This window comes from Lacibacter sediminis, assembly GCF_014168535.1.
Taxonomy (GTDB): domain Bacteria; phylum Bacteroidota; class Bacteroidia; order Chitinophagales; family Chitinophagaceae; genus Lacibacter; species Lacibacter sediminis.
In genome coordinates, this window is sequence record NZ_CP060007.1 from 1,544,021 (window position 1) to 1,558,084 (window position 14,064).

Consider the following 14,064-nt stretch of genomic DNA (forward strand, 5'->3'; position numbering starts at 1 on the left):
CCATTTAACTGAAACTGTAGTATTCAATTTGAGATCAATACGTTTTTCGAGAAGCTAGAATTTTCTTACAATTATTACTCCTAGCATTATTAATGTTATTCCTAAAAGCCGCCATAAGTTGAAAGAATGTTGCTCAGCCACTAAAATTTTAAAATGGTCTAATAAAACAGCAACAACTACCTGACCTGCTACCACAAGGCCAAATGTTAATGCCATTCCTATGCGTGGTAAGGCGAGCATAGTAGCTGTAATAAAAATAGCTCCAGTTATACCTCCGCCAAGCAGCGAGAATATGGAAGCTGATTTCACTCCAGCCCATGTTATTGTTTCTTTTGTAAACTGGAGATAGATAGCCACAGATATTGCGCCTACAATAAATGAAAACATAGAAGCATATATGGGGCTTTCGATTGATTTACCCAGCCTTGCATTTAAGCCGGCCTGGAAAGGGAGTAGGGCGCCACATATAAAAACAATAATAAGCCATGCGAATTTCATAATCAGTATTTTAGTTTTATTAGTTAATTAAAATATCGAATGACTATTAAAAAAATATTCTCTTTAACTTTTTATGTAATCTCCTAGAATTAGTGGACTCGTGTTTTCTCCATTTGTTCTATCCATGAACAATCCTAAACAATCTTCTGCCACTTCAATTACAAAGTCATTCGAGAGTGTTTTGCCGGTTCTTTTAAAAGACGAATAATGTTTTTACTGCTAACCTTCTGGTAATTTTCGTAAAACGTCAAATTCAGGTGATAGTTTCCGTCATTTCCATTGTAAGTAAGCAAGCATCTGCAGTCTATATACTCATCAGTCCATTAATGGCTATTTTTTCAACATAAGGCATATCCATAGTCACTTTTAAATAAGCACTGCAGATTCTTCAAAATCCATAGGTTAGTCAATTTTTTATTTTTATCCACTTTCATAAATAAAATCAGTTGGTAATTGTTTTGTAAAACTGATAATTTAGATAATAGTGTCTTTGCCTTTGCCATTAATACATTTTGACTATTAGATTCATTGCTCAATTGCAAGAATCCGTGAATTATAGCTTCAAGAAAAATGGACTTTATTGAATAAAAGAAATAATAGTCTGCCTGCACTTTTGTAGAGTTCCCAGTTATCCACTTCATTGCCTACGCACTTAAGTATTTTTCAAGAAAAGGCAATTGAAAATAATTGCCACGTATTGGTATTTATTCAAGTTTAAATATTTTAAGATGAGACATAGTGTACTTAACTTATTATTACTTAAGGTTCTTATGCTTGCTTGTGTTTGCCTATACGCACAAAAAGGACAGAAAGCCACTCTTCTTCGCATTTACGAAGACAATGATTTTTTAAATATAAGAGGTAAGGGCACAGATAGAGCATACAGTGGTGGCACGAGGTTGGATTTATTTTATCGTCAAAATCGAAAACCCTTTTTATTTCCTGCATTTCTAGAGTCAAAAAAAGACAGTACAATATTTTTTGGGCAGTGGGGTTTAATGCAAACAATTTTCACACCCGATAATATAAGTGACGCTGATTTTCAGCCTAATGATTATTTCTACTCCGGCGCATTGTTTGTCATTCATTCTCTATACTCCTTCAATCCATTGCGCCAATATAGTTTCCAGCTGGAATTGCAGCTTGGTATAAGGGGGCCGGCGGCATTTGGTAAACAAGCACAAACTTTTATGCACAGACTGATAGGTTACACTATCCCCATGGGTTGGGATAATCAATTGCCAAATATGCCTGTCATAAATGCCAGTCTCTTTTTTGAAAAACAAATAGCATCTTCATCTAAATACTTTGAATTAATTGCGGGTGTTAAGTTGCATATGGGGACGCTTCGTAACGGAATAACCGTATCTCACCAATTCAGATGGGGACTTATGAATTCCTATTTCAGCGGTTATATAAGCCAGTTTTCTGGATCGCTGTTTAATAAAAATCAAAAGGGAAATAAGATACAGGCCTATGTTGTTGTTAAACCCGAACTGCAATTTGTTTTCAGCAACGCTTTATTAGAAGATTGCTTTTTCGGTAAAACAACAACTAGGCAGGTTGATAGTCGTAGATTGGACATGTTAACCGGAATAAATAGTCACACGCCGAGTGATATTCGTAATATGGTTTACGCCATAAATTATGGTGTTGTGCTTTCTTCCGGAAAATGTGCCCTATCATTTGTTCAAAATACGTCATCAGAAATGCGTAAGGGAACTTATAGTCATGAGGTAGGAAATATTTCCTTGTATTTCCATCTGTAATACAACATTACTATATATTTTTCAGAATTAGCGATTTGCCGATAATGCAACAGCAGAAATTTTTTTATGGTTCATTGAACTTAAAAATCAACATGTTTGATCTGTATATGAAAACAAATAGCAGCATTTGTATATAGTTTTGATGCTGTAGGTAGTGGAGAGATTAATAAGTCTTTTTAGCCTGGATTTTTTACAAAAATTTCAAATCGAAGAGATATAGTCTGGCAGATCATTGGTGTGATCCAGTGGCAAATAAATTATATATCTATTTGGCAAGTAGCAGTTGGTTTTGGGTTAACCAGGCGATTGTTTCCACAGTCGCCTCTCCTTTACAGTTAATGTCTAGTTGTTAGATACGTAGCTATAACCATTGAAAAAACTGGAACTATTACCTATCAATTAACTTTTGTAAAAGATGAAAAAAAGAAAAACGTTTTGAGCACCTGGACCTGAGTGACAGGCTTGTCAGCGTTATGATGCCTTGTGCAACCGACCAAGGGAATTAAAACATATAAATCCCGATGTGAATTACGTGATACGCCGGGCTGAAAAAAAGTCCTGCTAAAATTAGCTTTATCTATATAAAGCTCTGGCAGTGTTAATAACGGGGATATTTATCTCGTTGCAATGTGATAGGTTGTGCAGAAAAATGTAGATTTCTATGCTGGCATTTTAGGCCAGAGGATGTCAAAAAAAAGATTCTGATTTTTAATATGCCTCATGTGTTGGATATATAATGTTTACATTCGATTTGGCTTTCACCCGAAGCCTTGCAAATCCGGGTTACCTCGAAATGACTTTTACTAAATATCATTTTACATTAAATATAATTTCGTTCACCAGGTTTATCTCTTCCTGGCTGATGGTATGCCCCATATTGTTATAGATATTTAGTGTAACATCGGCGTTCATGTCTTTTAAAATAACCGACGTTGATTGAACTCTTTCAACAGGTACATGAGGATCGGGATTGCTTGTGCAAATAAAAACAGGCGTGTTGTTAAAATCACCGGAGTAGTTGTCCGTATAAATTTTATCGCCTATCAATCCACCGGTAAATGCGACTACACCAGCATATTTTGTTGCATTCCTGCTAACATATTCAAGCGTCAAACAGGCGCCCTGCGAAAAGCCCAAAAAGAAAATATTTTCCTTGCCAATGCCATTTGCTATGAGCTCAATTACCGTATCGTTTAAAACCTGTAGGGCAGAACTGAGCCAAGGTTCATTTTGGGCAGGCACAGCCAGGAAGGACTGGGGATACCAACTGTGGTTTGTTGCCTGTGGTGCCAACAGCGCAAAATCTTTTACATCCAGATGAGTGGATAGTGATAGGATATCTTCAGCAGAGCCGCCTCGACCATGAATCATGATCAACGCTTTTTCTGCCTCACTGATTTTTTTGCCAGATGTTATGATTTTTTTCTGATGCATTGTATTTAGTTAATCCAGTTTAGGTAAAGTTGCTTCAATTTTTTCACGGTAAGCTTCATACTGTGCAGGTAGTTGTAAACTGGTACCCAATTCAGCAACGGTTTCGTCTGTTGCGAAGCCCGGGTTTTCTGTGGCCAGCTCAAACAACACACCACCGGGTTCACGGAAATACAAAGAGAAGAAATAATCTCTGTTTATTTTTTGTGTAATGTTCAATCCTCTTTGCAAGATTTTTTCACGGTATTCCATTAATACATCCTCGTCCTTTACTCGGAAAGCCACATGGTGGTTGGTGCCTGCTGCATGATTGCCTCTTGCAAGCTTGGGTGCTTCTACCAGTATTACAATGGCAGCATGTTCAATAGCATCTGTAGTGTACCTGTAACTGTTCCCTTCCTGTTTTGAAAATGCGTAACCAAAAACACCAGTTAAAATTTCAGCAGTTGTCGTAATGTTCTTCACGGTTAACACAATACTGTGAAATCCACGGGTTGCATGTGAAGCTTTTACTTCAGCGGTTTCCCAGGGCTTTCTGTTGTCGGCAGATTTTGATTCAATGAAATTTATTTTCAATCCATCCGGATCTTCAAATGGTAACATCTTTTCGCCAAAGCTTGATGTGATATTGCCATGGGGGACATCAAATTTATTAAAACGTTCTATCCAAAAATCAAGGCTCCCTTGAGGAACTGAATAGCCGATTGCTGTTGCCATTCCTGAACCTGCAGTACCTCTTCCTATACCTTCCCAAGGGAAGAATGTGAGTATTGATCCCGGTGTGCCCACTTCGTCACCAAAGTAAAAATGGTAGGTATTGGGATCATCAAAGTTTACCGTCTTTTTTACCATTCTTAAACCAAGTACGTTAGTGTAGAATTCAACATTACGTTTTGCGCTATCGGTAATGGCTGTTATATGGTGCAGCCCCAATATTTTATTATTCATATTCTTATTGCTTAAGCATGCAAATTTTGGACATTTGAAAACCTATTCATTGTTACACAACAAGAAAAGCCAAGCCTAACAAAGGGCACTTTTCAGATGGTTCATTTTTAAATTTGACTATTGTTTGATCAATTGGACTTCGGCAACGATGCGTACTTCTTCGCTTACCAGTACGCCACCGGTTTCCAATGCTGCATTCCAAGTGAGTCCCCAGTCTTTACGATTAATTTTCCCTTTAATGCTGAAAGCAGCCTTGATATTACCCCATGGATCTTTCATTAATCCTGCAGATTCAACTTCTAATGTTACCTGTTTGGTAACACCATGCATTGTTAGGTCACCTTTGAGTTCAAAATTATCTTCATCAACTTTTGTAAATGAAGTGGCTCGAAACTCCAATGTTGGGAATTTTTCCACATCAAAAAAATCGGCACTTAAAAGATGTTTATCACGCTCGGCACTACCGGTACTAACAGAGTTTGCCTCTCCTGAAAAACTGATGACTGCATTTGCAAAATCATCACCATCGGTTTCAACAGTGGCTGTGTACTTATCTATTTTGCCGGAAACATTGGTGAACATCATGTGCTTTACTTTAAAGCCAATTTCTGTGTGTGTTGGGTCGATTACCCATTTTGTTTTCTGTGCCATGTTGAATGATTTTATTTTTTATAAGATTAGATCATTATTTTTTTTTATGGCTGTATGAATTATTCCAAATGATGGATATTTTATTTATTTTTTGACAGGACAGAATGTATTCACTGCTGCTTACATTGACAAAACAAGAGGTCACTATTGTATTTGATGGCGTGAACGACTACGAAATCAAAGAAACAGCTTAGCCGGTAAACATTGTTTCTTTTAGTAAATGGGAATAATTCATGCTGTGAACGCCTGCCATTTCTTTGATATTTTGCGTTTCATTTTAGTGTTGAATTTGTTATTCAGTATTAGATTGAAATGCATGAGTTCTATCAAAAGCAGCATCCTATATTTTGAACATAGGTAAAGGATTTAAGGGATGCCTGAATATGTTCCGGGAAATTTTCTTTAACAGAAATAAATGAAATCCAAGGTTGGGCAGTTTTTTTCTATTTTCTTTAATTTTTACTTTGTCTGCGCCGTAAGTGAAGAAACCTAGTGATACATCAATCCAATCTGCCTTTCTAAAAGTCTCAACGGTAGTATTATATACACCTTGATACTTACTTGTTTTGTGATGCCAGTTTATCATCAGAACGATTTCAACTATCCAATCCTGTCGGCCTGTTTCAGTCAGGTAATTATATGCCTGGTCGATGGATGGATTCAGATAATCAATTGTATGATCGGTCCAGATACCGATATCATGAAATACGGCAGCAAGCGCATATTTTTCTTCATGTTCTTTTTCGCTATCAATCAAAACACAGTTACAAAAAACACGGTAGACATGGTTTTTATATTTGTCGTAGTCAGCACCAATAACAGGTTTATATTGTTCCATTAATGCTTCAATCGTATTATTTGAAAACTCCATTGTTCAGTAGTTTGATCTTGTTGAAATACAGGGCTCCGATTTATTTAATAAACAAAAACATTCCATAATCAATCTATGGAATGCTTTTGTTTTAAAGAGGTGAATTAAAATTTATTCCAGATGATTATTTTAATGCTCCTTTTGCAGCGATATCAATTACATCAACAACAGCTTTGGGTTGAGACATAAAAACGACGTGGCTTGCTTTTATTTCTGTAACTTTTGCCCCCATCCGTTTTGCCATAAAACGTTCACCATCGGGTGGGATAGTTTGATCTTCTGTTGCTACGATATACCAGGTTGGCTTGTTTTTCCATGCAGGATTGCTGACTGATGCCCCGAACACAGAAGCTGAAACGGGAATCTGTGAATCTGCCATGAAATCTGCTTTCTCTTTAGGTATATCGGCACAAAAACCCGAATGGTATTTACTCCTGTCGTACCATATAAAGCCAGCAGCATCAGGAGGTAAAAATCCTGAGTTAGGTGCAGGAGGTCCGGATTGCAACAGTTGTAAAAGTGTTTCGTTTGCATCAGGTGCGAATGCAGCTATGTACACAAGTCCTGCTACGTTAGGATGGTTTCCTGCTTCAGTAATAATTGCACCACCATAAGAATGTCCGACTAGTATCGCAGGGCCATTTTGCCTGTCGAGCACCCTTTTGGTTGCAGCAGCATCATCAGCAAGAGATGTATTTGGGTTACCTACCACACTAACTTTATAACCCTGCTTTGTAAGAATCTTATAAACGGCTTCCCAACCTGATCCATCGGCAAATGCGCCATGTACGAGTACAATATTTTTAACCTTTGTTTGAGCCGTTGTTGTGTTGGCACACAACATAAGAATGGATATCAGTATGCCAATACCCACTGAATAAATTTTTTGTTTCATTGTATTTTTTTTTGTTTATAAGTAAAATTAGAGATGGAGTTAGAGCGAATCAATTGCTGTATAAAGCAAGTTGTTGTATATATAGAATGGATACAGAAACTATCTATAAATCGGTTTAATAAAATAAAAGAGGTCGATATAGTTTACAAGTCTCTTTTATTATTTTCATTTTTTTCAGTGAGTATTTATCCAATTCAAAATAAAGTCAGCATCTTCTTTCCAGGTCGGCAATCCTAATACAAAATGGTTGCGGCCTTTGAATAATTTGTAATCTAAGACTGAACCATTCTTTTTATAAGCATTAAAGTTGCGCTTGTTGAGATGTGCTGGTGTTATGTGATCAGCATCTCCTGCTATAAAAAGTAGTGGAACATGAGGTTTTTTGTAGTCTACTTTTGCTGCACTGGTTAGAGCGCCTCTGGCAACTGTTTTGGATTCAGGTATTGTATATTTTTCATAAGCTTCTCTTTGCTCATCCAGGCGCATACCATTTACAAATGCGTATTGCCAGTCTTTGAAAGACATCATGTAGGTTTTTTCGAGTGATGTAAGAATGCCCAGCGATTTCCAGCCAGCTTTCAAGAAGGAAAATTCGTAAGGAAGCACACCAAGTGGAGGAATAGAATGAATAGCAACACCTGCTGCGGCAAGATCTCTGTTAACCATGATTTGGGTTAACATGCCGCCATAGGAATGTCCAATCACTATCGGCTTCTCGGGTAGCGAGTTAATAATATTGACATAGTGATCTACCAATTCTTTTAATTTTAAAAGAGCCAGTTTTTTATCCTTATGCGGATGTCGAGCACGTAGTTCTTCAACAGACCCTTCTTTGTGTGGCCATGCGGGTGCAAGCGTTTTATAACCCTTACTTTCGAAGTAAACCCTCCATTCGTCCCAGCAGCTATTACTAACAAATGCGCCCGTAATAAATACGATAGTTTTTGAGTTAATTGTTTGCATGATTGTTTTTTTATTTTTTTACAGTTGTATGATTTATAAAATCTGATATATATTTTACGGAGAGGTCTACATATTGATGCTGAGGTCCATGACCTGCATCGGGTAACATGATGATCTGCAGGTTGCGCATTTTGCGGGTAAGCGGGTACCAGTTCTCAACCGGACATACACAATCATGATCTCCAGACAGACAGAGTAACGGTGTTGAAAGTTTGCCTAGTTTTTCTCTTGCATTCATAGTGTCCTTTGCATAATCGGCTATACCCATGAAGTAGCGTGCAAATTTTTCAACCGGTACGGGAATGTCTTTATCATTCACTCTCTGTGCAATACGGTCATGCGAAAGCTTCGCAGCTTCCCGGCTAATAGCAGATGCAGGTTCAAAAAACAGTATAATTTCATCAGCCAAATCATTGACAGGTTTGGCAGATGTTTTCAAGAAGATTTCTTCTGGTGGATTTGGATTTTGTCCAGGCGGGTTTGTACCAATAAGAATAGTATGGGTAATCATTTGCGGATACCGTACAGAAAATGTTTGTGCAACAGTGCCGCCATAAGACCAGCCACCTATAATGAATTTGTCAAGCTTTAAGAAATCAGCAAGATCTTTCACATCTTCAGCCACCTCAGCAATAACTGTTGGTAATTCTCCTGATGATAGACCGATGCCGCTGTAATCAAAAATGATCACACGAAATTCTTTGGCTAATTGATCAAGAAAAGCAGGATCCCATGAGTCCAACACACCACGAAAGCGGTTGCAAAAAATCATTGGATCGCCATGGCCAATGGACCGGTATGCTATTTTTTTTCCAGCAACTGTTGCATACTCAGTTGGTGCAGCTAACGAACTGGGGGGTATTCTTTTATCGGGAGATTCTTTCACAACAGTGTCTTTTATTTCTGGTGTTGAATTACAATTAAGTAGTAAGGCAGACATAGCAGATGCAAGGAGTATTGCTTTTGCAGTGTTAAAAATTATTTTCATGTTGCGCATTTTATTTTTTTATTTATTCATAATTCTGGTGATAAAACTTCAATATTCTTGTGTAAAATTAATTTCAGCGTTTTCCATAGGCAATGTATGTATGCTGTGAACATGTATATAAATCAGCCTGAGGTTTATTGTTTTTCCTTTTTTTAATTGGTTGCATATTTAAATTGCAGTAAATTAATTGGGGCTGCTTATGCTTTTATATTTTTGTTTTGATTGCGTTTGACAGGTTGGGTTTATTTAAAAGACATGTAACCGGCATGACATTGGGTATGGTTAGTATTGTTTCAAAAAAGGAAATCACTTTTATTGATGTCCAAGTTCCTTACTGATGTTCAATTCAAAATCAACATTCTCCTGCAAGCCACGTTTAAAAAGATTTGTAAGTCTTGTTTGTGTTTCAGGCCATGTAATTGCTTCAAAAAAAATATTCTGTGTTTCGTTGAAGTCTTCGGCTTTTGCTAAACCTACCCTTTTATAGATTGTTCTTTTTGCTGCTGCAATTGCTTTTTTTTCAAAGCTGGCCACACGTTTCGCAAAGCGATCAACAAATTCATCTAACTCAGCATCCGGAATAGAGCGGTTGATCCAACCATATCTTTCGGCTGTGTCTGCATCAAAATCTTCTGCTCCAATAATAACTTCTAAAGCACGGGCTCTACCAATCAGATAAGGTAACCGTTCCAATCCACCGCCACCCGGAATAAGGCCACATCCAACTTCTATCTGTGATAGTTTAGTTTTTTCTTTGCTGGCAAACCGGATATCCAATGCCTGTAAAAATTCGCTACCTACGCCACGTGCACGGCCACGTAATAATCCTATTGTGAGAAACGGGGCCAGTTCAAATCTTCTTGCTACATCCGGCCATGGTGCAAGCCCAAGTGAACCGGGTTCTAAACTAAATTCTCCGGAACGGATCAGATCTATATGAGCCATAAAAAAATCAGGATTTGCACTATCAAATACTACAACCTTTAATTCCTCATCGTTTTCCAACTGCGTTATTAATGCGGTCAGCTCTTCTGCTATTTCCGGATCGAATAGATTCAGCGGCGGATTATCGATGGTTACTTTCAAGTAAGCAGGAGATTGTTTTGAAGTTTTAAGTTTCATGTTTTTAAATAGAGTTAAATTTTATTTTTTGTTTCTTTTTAGAAAGCTGGTAATATGTTACGAAACAAGTTCGGGGTATTAGCGATCTACTCCATACCCGATTTTAGGGATAACAATTATTTGTATCGTTCGAAATTTCCTGTTTAAAACAAATAAATTCTTTCGTGAGAAGCATAGTTAATGATCGGCTGAAATTACCAGCATAGGTGTTTTTATTGTCGTAAGATCGGTTTGAATATTTTCCTAAGATTATTTAAATGATATGTAAAACTACTGTTGTATAAAGGCGAAAGCAATGCACTAAAAGGGGATGCTGTTGTATATTTACTAAATCATTTATAAAAGTCAGTTACTGCAAAAACTGGCAGAAAAGTTTAAATGAATTGTACAAAGAATTTCATTATATGGACATTGACACATTCTAAATTCATGGCTACTTTCGCTTTAAGATTATGCTACACAATAATCAATTTAAAGAGAAAATAGTATTACATGATTTTACAAAATGGAGTTATAGCCCCGGATTTTAAACTGTATGCGACACCAGATCAAAAGTTGCAGTTAAGTGAGTTAAGAGGTAAGCGAGTAATTCTTGCATTTTATCCTGCTGACTGGAGCCCTGTATGCGGAGACCAGATGGCCCTTTATAATGAGATGCTTAAATACTTTCATAAATACAATGCAGAAATAATCGGCATTTCAGTTGATAGCAAATGGTGTCACTTAGCTTTTGAAGAGAGCCGCAATCTTCATTTTCCACTTCTGTCTGATTTTGAGCCAAAGGGATTGGTTGCAAAAATGTATGGTGCATATAACGATGATGAGGGTCAGAGCCGAAGAGCTCTGTTTGTAATAGACGAAGCAGGAGTTATCCAGTGGAGTTATCTTTCACCTGAGGGCATCAATCCAGGTGCTGACGGTATTTTGGATGCGTTGGAAAAAATGAGTAATGTAAATAGTTAACATTTATCTATGACAAATTTATGGCGTACTGTATCAGAAAATGATCAAATCACCGGCAATCCGGCATCTTCAATCACTTTAGTTGAGTATGGTGATTACCAATGCCCGCATTGTGCACATGCGCATCCTCTTGTTAAAAGGTTACTGGCTGAAAGAGGAACCGTATTCCTTTTTGTCTTCAGAAATTTCCCATTACAGAAAATTCACCCAGCTGCTTTTATGGCTGCCGCTGCCGCTGAAGCCGCAGGAAGACAAGGGAGTTTTTGGGCAATGCATGATTTTATTTTTGAGAATCAGAAAAAGCTAATGGTAAAAAAACTTCCTGAGTTTGCGGCCGCACTTGAACTGAATATGGAACAGTTTCTTCTAGATCTTGAAAGTGACGATATTAAAAATAAAATAGAATCAGATTTTGAAAGTGGCATTCGCAGTGGAGTAAATGCAACTCCCACTTTTTATATCAATGGCGAAAAACTGACTTATGACACTACTTATGAATCTTTGTTGAAAGCCATTGATCTACACTAGTAAAATTCATTTACATAATATGCAAGCTGTATCTGGTAAATTTCCAACATGAGTTGTGTTTGTTCCAGATGAGATCCCGCTAATCTTCCTTCTTAATTCATTATTTTATATTGCCGGCAACATATACTTTGGAAAGTATCTGTCGTTATGCGGCAAGTATATCTAATTAATTTTTTCAAAATTATTAGATTAGTTTTCTGCGGGCTGTGAAGTAGTTTCATCCTTTTAATTTAAGCAGAAAGTAGTTCGGTTTTTGCAACCCGTTGCACTTTATTTCATATCTGTTTTTCGTTTGTTTACCAGATATTGATTAGTGAATTGTAGATCCTGGTCTTGTATGAGATCGTTTCACTAACTAACCTTGTTCTACCTAGGAATTAAACTGATTGTAACTGTGGAAACAACCAGCACTATCCGAAACGAAATTTTTAATTTATTGCTTATTAAAGCCAATTGCGCTATTTTGAATGTTTGAATTGTAATCAGCTCCTTGTTTTTTATCTCCAAAAATTTGAATGTTGAAGTAGTATTTGCTGATGTTGTTGCCTTCAATTCACTTACAATTGTCAATTGTTTCTCGAAAAGAAAATAGTCTGTTGATTATTCACGACCAATGGGCGAATAAGTAAGAGCGACGTGCATTTTATTTTTTCAGGTTTGCGTGAAAAATATCTCCCAATTAAGTTTATTCATTTTGATAAAGGACGGATGACGATATATACAATCATTGTCTTTGTTTAACAATTGTACCTGCTTCGTGTATAAAATACTTTTGTATTGAAGGGTTGATAGTAAGAATGTATTTGAGGGTTAGAGAATAAGAAATTGATATGTTTTGTTTGAAGATAGAAAATCGTATTGATTTCATTTTCGAAACGAAAACTACTAATACGATAGTTATATGAAACATTATGCTACTTCTACTTGGTATGGATCAGGAAAAGATGGTAATGGCCAGGTTACAACAGAAAGTTATGTATTGGACCGGACTGAGTTCACTTTTGACAGCCGTTTTGCTGATGGGAAGGGTACCAACCCTGAAGAACTACTTGCTGCTGCACATGCCTGCTGCTTTAATATGAAACTCAGTTTTGTCTTAGGGGAGGCTGGTTTTGTTCCTGCAACACTTGAAACAACCTGCCATGTAAATTTCGAGAATGGCTTTATCAATGGGTCTCATTTATCGATAAAAGCAAATGTGCCAGGAATAAACCAACAAGATTTTGATGCTTGTATAAAAGAAGCAACTGAATGCAGTCCATTAGGCAGAGCTTTAAAAATAAAAATCACGATCGATACTTTTTTAAAAAATTAGAAGCAGTTAAACTAAAAATTAAATAAATGAAAAATATATTATTACCGGTTTTCATTGCAGCAATTATCATCAGCTGCAGTAGCCGCACATCAAGCAACCCAACAAATTCTAATCAAGTAAAAGAAACAATTATGAAAAATGGTGAAACATCAGTTGATTATGCTGCTGATATGGCAATCGAAGCTCAAACAAAAGATTTTTTAAAAATGCTGAATACCGGCGGAGGCAAGCCAATGGAAACATTAAGTGCAACTGAAGCCCGTGGCGTTTTGGAAGGAGCTCAAAAATCCGTAAAAGTTGATATTTCGGGTGTTGAAGTATCAAATAGAACAATTACAGAAAACGGGCTTACTGTTAACCTAATCATTGTAAGACCATCTGGGTCTTTGGGTGTATTACCAGCTTTCATGTTCTTTCATGGTGGGGGATGGGTGATTGGTGACTATCCAACACATGAACGTTTTATCAGAGACCTGGTAATCAATTCAGGTGCTGTTGGTATTTATGTTGATTATTCACGTTCTCCAGAAGCAAAATATCCTGTTGCAGTTAACGAAGCGTATACAGCAACCAAATGGGTTGCCGAGAATGGTGCACAAATTAATGTAGATGGAAAACGTTTGGCAGTAGTTGGAAACAGTGCAGGCGGCAATATCGCAGCAGCCACAACTTTAATGGCAAAAGATAAACAAGGCCCTGAAATTAAATTCCAGGTTTTATTCTGGCCTGTGACAAATGCTGATTTTGAAACAACATCTTATAACCAATATGCAAATGACAGGTTTCTTACAAAGAGTATGATGAAATGGTTCTGGGATAATTACATTCCTGATGTAGAAGATCGAAACCAGGTTTATGCATCACCATTGAAAGCTTCACTCAGCCAAATGAAGGGGTTGCCGCCTGCACTGGTTCAAACAGCTGAGAATGATGTATTACGTGATGAAGGCGAAGCCTATGCCCGCAACCTGAATGAGGCTGGTGTGGCTGTAACGTTGGTAAGGTATCAAGGTATGATACATGATTATGGGTTGCTGAATCCATTAGCTCATATACCTGAGGTACAGTCTGCACTGAGGCAAGCTGCAAATGAATTAAAAGCCCACTTATATAAATAATAAA

Annotated in this window: 14 protein-coding genes; 5 read left to right on the forward strand and 9 right to left on the reverse strand. The window is 37.2% G+C overall.

From position 1 onward, the window contains the following. Window positions 1-54 precede the first annotated feature (54 nt). Complete coding sequence (locus tag H4075_RS06715) at window positions 55-498, reverse strand: DMT family transporter (RefSeq protein ID WP_182805315.1); 444 nt, start codon at window positions 496-498, stop codon at window positions 55-57. 728 nt (window positions 499-1,226) lie between these two features. On the opposite strand from H4075_RS06715, the gene H4075_RS06720 reads away from it, so the two are divergent. Further along, window positions 1,227-2,267 (forward strand): lipid A deacylase LpxR family protein, encoded by a 1,041-nt coding sequence (locus H4075_RS06720; protein WP_182805317.1) that lies wholly within the window; start codon window positions 1,227-1,229, stop codon window positions 2,265-2,267. A gap of 810 nt (window positions 2,268-3,077) precedes the next feature. On the opposite strand, the gene H4075_RS06725 is transcribed toward H4075_RS06720, so the two are convergent. The 8 genes from H4075_RS06725 to H4075_RS06760 form a co-directional block, all read right to left on the reverse strand. Continuing rightward, window positions 3,078-3,701 carry an alpha/beta hydrolase gene (locus H4075_RS06725; RefSeq protein ID WP_182805318.1) on the reverse strand — a complete coding sequence of 208 codons (624 nt, stop codon included), beginning with the start codon at window positions 3,699-3,701 and terminating at the stop codon, window positions 3,078-3,080. Window positions 3,702-3,710: 9 nt separating this feature from the next. Next, window positions 3,711-4,646: a ring-cleaving dioxygenase gene (locus H4075_RS06730; RefSeq protein WP_182805320.1), complete on the reverse strand. Its 936-nt coding sequence runs from the start codon at window positions 4,644-4,646 to the stop codon at window positions 3,711-3,713. Window positions 4,647-4,763: 117 nt separating this feature from the next. Continuing rightward, the gene (locus tag H4075_RS06735; protein ID WP_182805322.1) at window positions 4,764-5,297 is read right to left on the reverse strand and encodes a YceI family protein; all 534 of its coding nucleotides are present in this window, start codon (window positions 5,295-5,297) and stop codon (window positions 4,764-4,766) included. A 340-nt stretch (window positions 5,298-5,637) separates the two neighbouring features. Further along, a complete protein-coding gene (locus H4075_RS06740) occupies window positions 5,638-6,168 on the reverse strand; it encodes a hypothetical protein (protein ID WP_182805324.1) in 531 nt (176 codons plus the stop codon). A gap of 124 nt (window positions 6,169-6,292) precedes the next feature. Then, entirely contained in the window at window positions 6,293-7,063 is a 771-nt protein-coding gene (locus H4075_RS06745) for an alpha/beta fold hydrolase (protein ID WP_182805326.1), read from the reverse strand. Window positions 7,064-7,237: 174 nt separating this feature from the next. Beyond that, a complete protein-coding gene (locus tag H4075_RS06750; protein WP_182805328.1) occupies window positions 7,238-8,026 on the reverse strand; it encodes an alpha/beta hydrolase in 789 nt (262 codons plus the stop codon). 10 nt (window positions 8,027-8,036) lie between these two features. Continuing rightward, entirely contained in the window at window positions 8,037-9,014 is a 978-nt protein-coding gene (locus H4075_RS06755; RefSeq protein WP_220494872.1) for an alpha/beta fold hydrolase, read from the reverse strand. Window positions 9,015-9,326: 312 nt separating this feature from the next. Further along, window positions 9,327-10,136: an enoyl-CoA hydratase/isomerase family protein gene (locus tag H4075_RS06760; RefSeq protein WP_182805329.1), complete on the reverse strand. Its 810-nt coding sequence runs from the start codon at window positions 10,134-10,136 to the stop codon at window positions 9,327-9,329. Between the two features lie 492 nt (window positions 10,137-10,628). Here H4075_RS06760 and H4075_RS06765 point away from each other — a divergent pair, with 492 nt between their 5' ends. The 4 genes from H4075_RS06765 to H4075_RS06780 all read left to right on the forward strand — a co-directional run bounded on the left by H4075_RS06765 (window position 10,629) and on the right by H4075_RS06780 (window position 14,060). Continuing rightward, window positions 10,629-11,099, forward strand: a complete 471-nt coding sequence (locus H4075_RS06765) for a redoxin domain-containing protein (protein ID WP_182805331.1) — start codon at window positions 10,629-10,631, stop codon at window positions 11,097-11,099. 9 nt (window positions 11,100-11,108) lie between these two features. Next, window positions 11,109-11,627 carry a DsbA family protein gene (locus tag H4075_RS06770; protein ID WP_182805333.1) on the forward strand — a complete coding sequence of 173 codons (519 nt, stop codon included), beginning with the start codon at window positions 11,109-11,111 and terminating at the stop codon, window positions 11,625-11,627. A 901-nt stretch (window positions 11,628-12,528) separates the two neighbouring features. Beyond that, window positions 12,529-12,942: an OsmC family peroxiredoxin gene (locus tag H4075_RS06775; RefSeq protein ID WP_182805335.1), complete on the forward strand. Its 414-nt coding sequence runs from the start codon at window positions 12,529-12,531 to the stop codon at window positions 12,940-12,942. A gap of 26 nt (window positions 12,943-12,968) precedes the next feature. Further along, entirely contained in the window at window positions 12,969-14,060 is a 1,092-nt protein-coding gene (locus H4075_RS06780) for an alpha/beta hydrolase (RefSeq protein ID WP_182805337.1), read from the forward strand. Window positions 14,061-14,064: the final 4 nt, after the last annotated feature.

What these genes read in the sequence shown, in the direction of transcription:
- H4075_RS06715 (WP_182805315.1), bottom strand. Translation starts at nt 498, where the DNA reads ATGAAATTCGCATGGCTTATTATTGTTTTTATATGTGGCGCCCTACTC.
- H4075_RS06720 (WP_182805317.1), top strand. Translation starts at nt 1,227, where the DNA reads ATGAGACATAGTGTACTTAACTTATTATTACTTAAGGTTCTTATGCTT.
- H4075_RS06725 (WP_182805318.1), bottom strand. Translation starts at nt 3,701, where the DNA reads ATGCATCAGAAAAAAATCATAACATCTGGCAAAAAAATCAGTGAGGCA.
- H4075_RS06730 (WP_182805320.1), bottom strand. Translation starts at nt 4,646, where the DNA reads ATGAATAATAAAATATTGGGGCTGCACCATATAACAGCCATTACCGAT.
- H4075_RS06735 (WP_182805322.1), bottom strand. Translation starts at nt 5,297, where the DNA reads ATGGCACAGAAAACAAAATGGGTAATCGACCCAACACACACAGAAATT.
- H4075_RS06740 (WP_182805324.1), bottom strand. Translation starts at nt 6,168, where the DNA reads ATGGAGTTTTCAAATAATACGATTGAAGCATTAATGGAACAATATAAA.
- H4075_RS06745 (WP_182805326.1), bottom strand. Translation starts at nt 7,063, where the DNA reads ATGAAACAAAAAATTTATTCAGTGGGTATTGGCATACTGATATCCATT.
- H4075_RS06750 (WP_182805328.1), bottom strand. Translation starts at nt 8,026, where the DNA reads ATGCAAACAATTAACTCAAAAACTATCGTATTTATTACGGGCGCATTT.
- H4075_RS06755 (WP_220494872.1), bottom strand. Translation starts at nt 9,014, where the DNA reads ATGAAAATAATTTTTAACACTGCAAAAGCAATACTCCTTGCATCTGCT.
- H4075_RS06760 (WP_182805329.1), bottom strand. Translation starts at nt 10,136, where the DNA reads ATGAAACTTAAAACTTCAAAACAATCTCCTGCTTACTTGAAAGTAACC.
- H4075_RS06765 (WP_182805331.1), top strand. Translation starts at nt 10,629, where the DNA reads ATGATTTTACAAAATGGAGTTATAGCCCCGGATTTTAAACTGTATGCG.
- H4075_RS06770 (WP_182805333.1), top strand. Translation starts at nt 11,109, where the DNA reads ATGACAAATTTATGGCGTACTGTATCAGAAAATGATCAAATCACCGGC.
- H4075_RS06775 (WP_182805335.1), top strand. Translation starts at nt 12,529, where the DNA reads ATGAAACATTATGCTACTTCTACTTGGTATGGATCAGGAAAAGATGGT.
- H4075_RS06780 (WP_182805337.1), top strand. Translation starts at nt 12,969, where the DNA reads ATGAAAAATATATTATTACCGGTTTTCATTGCAGCAATTATCATCAGC.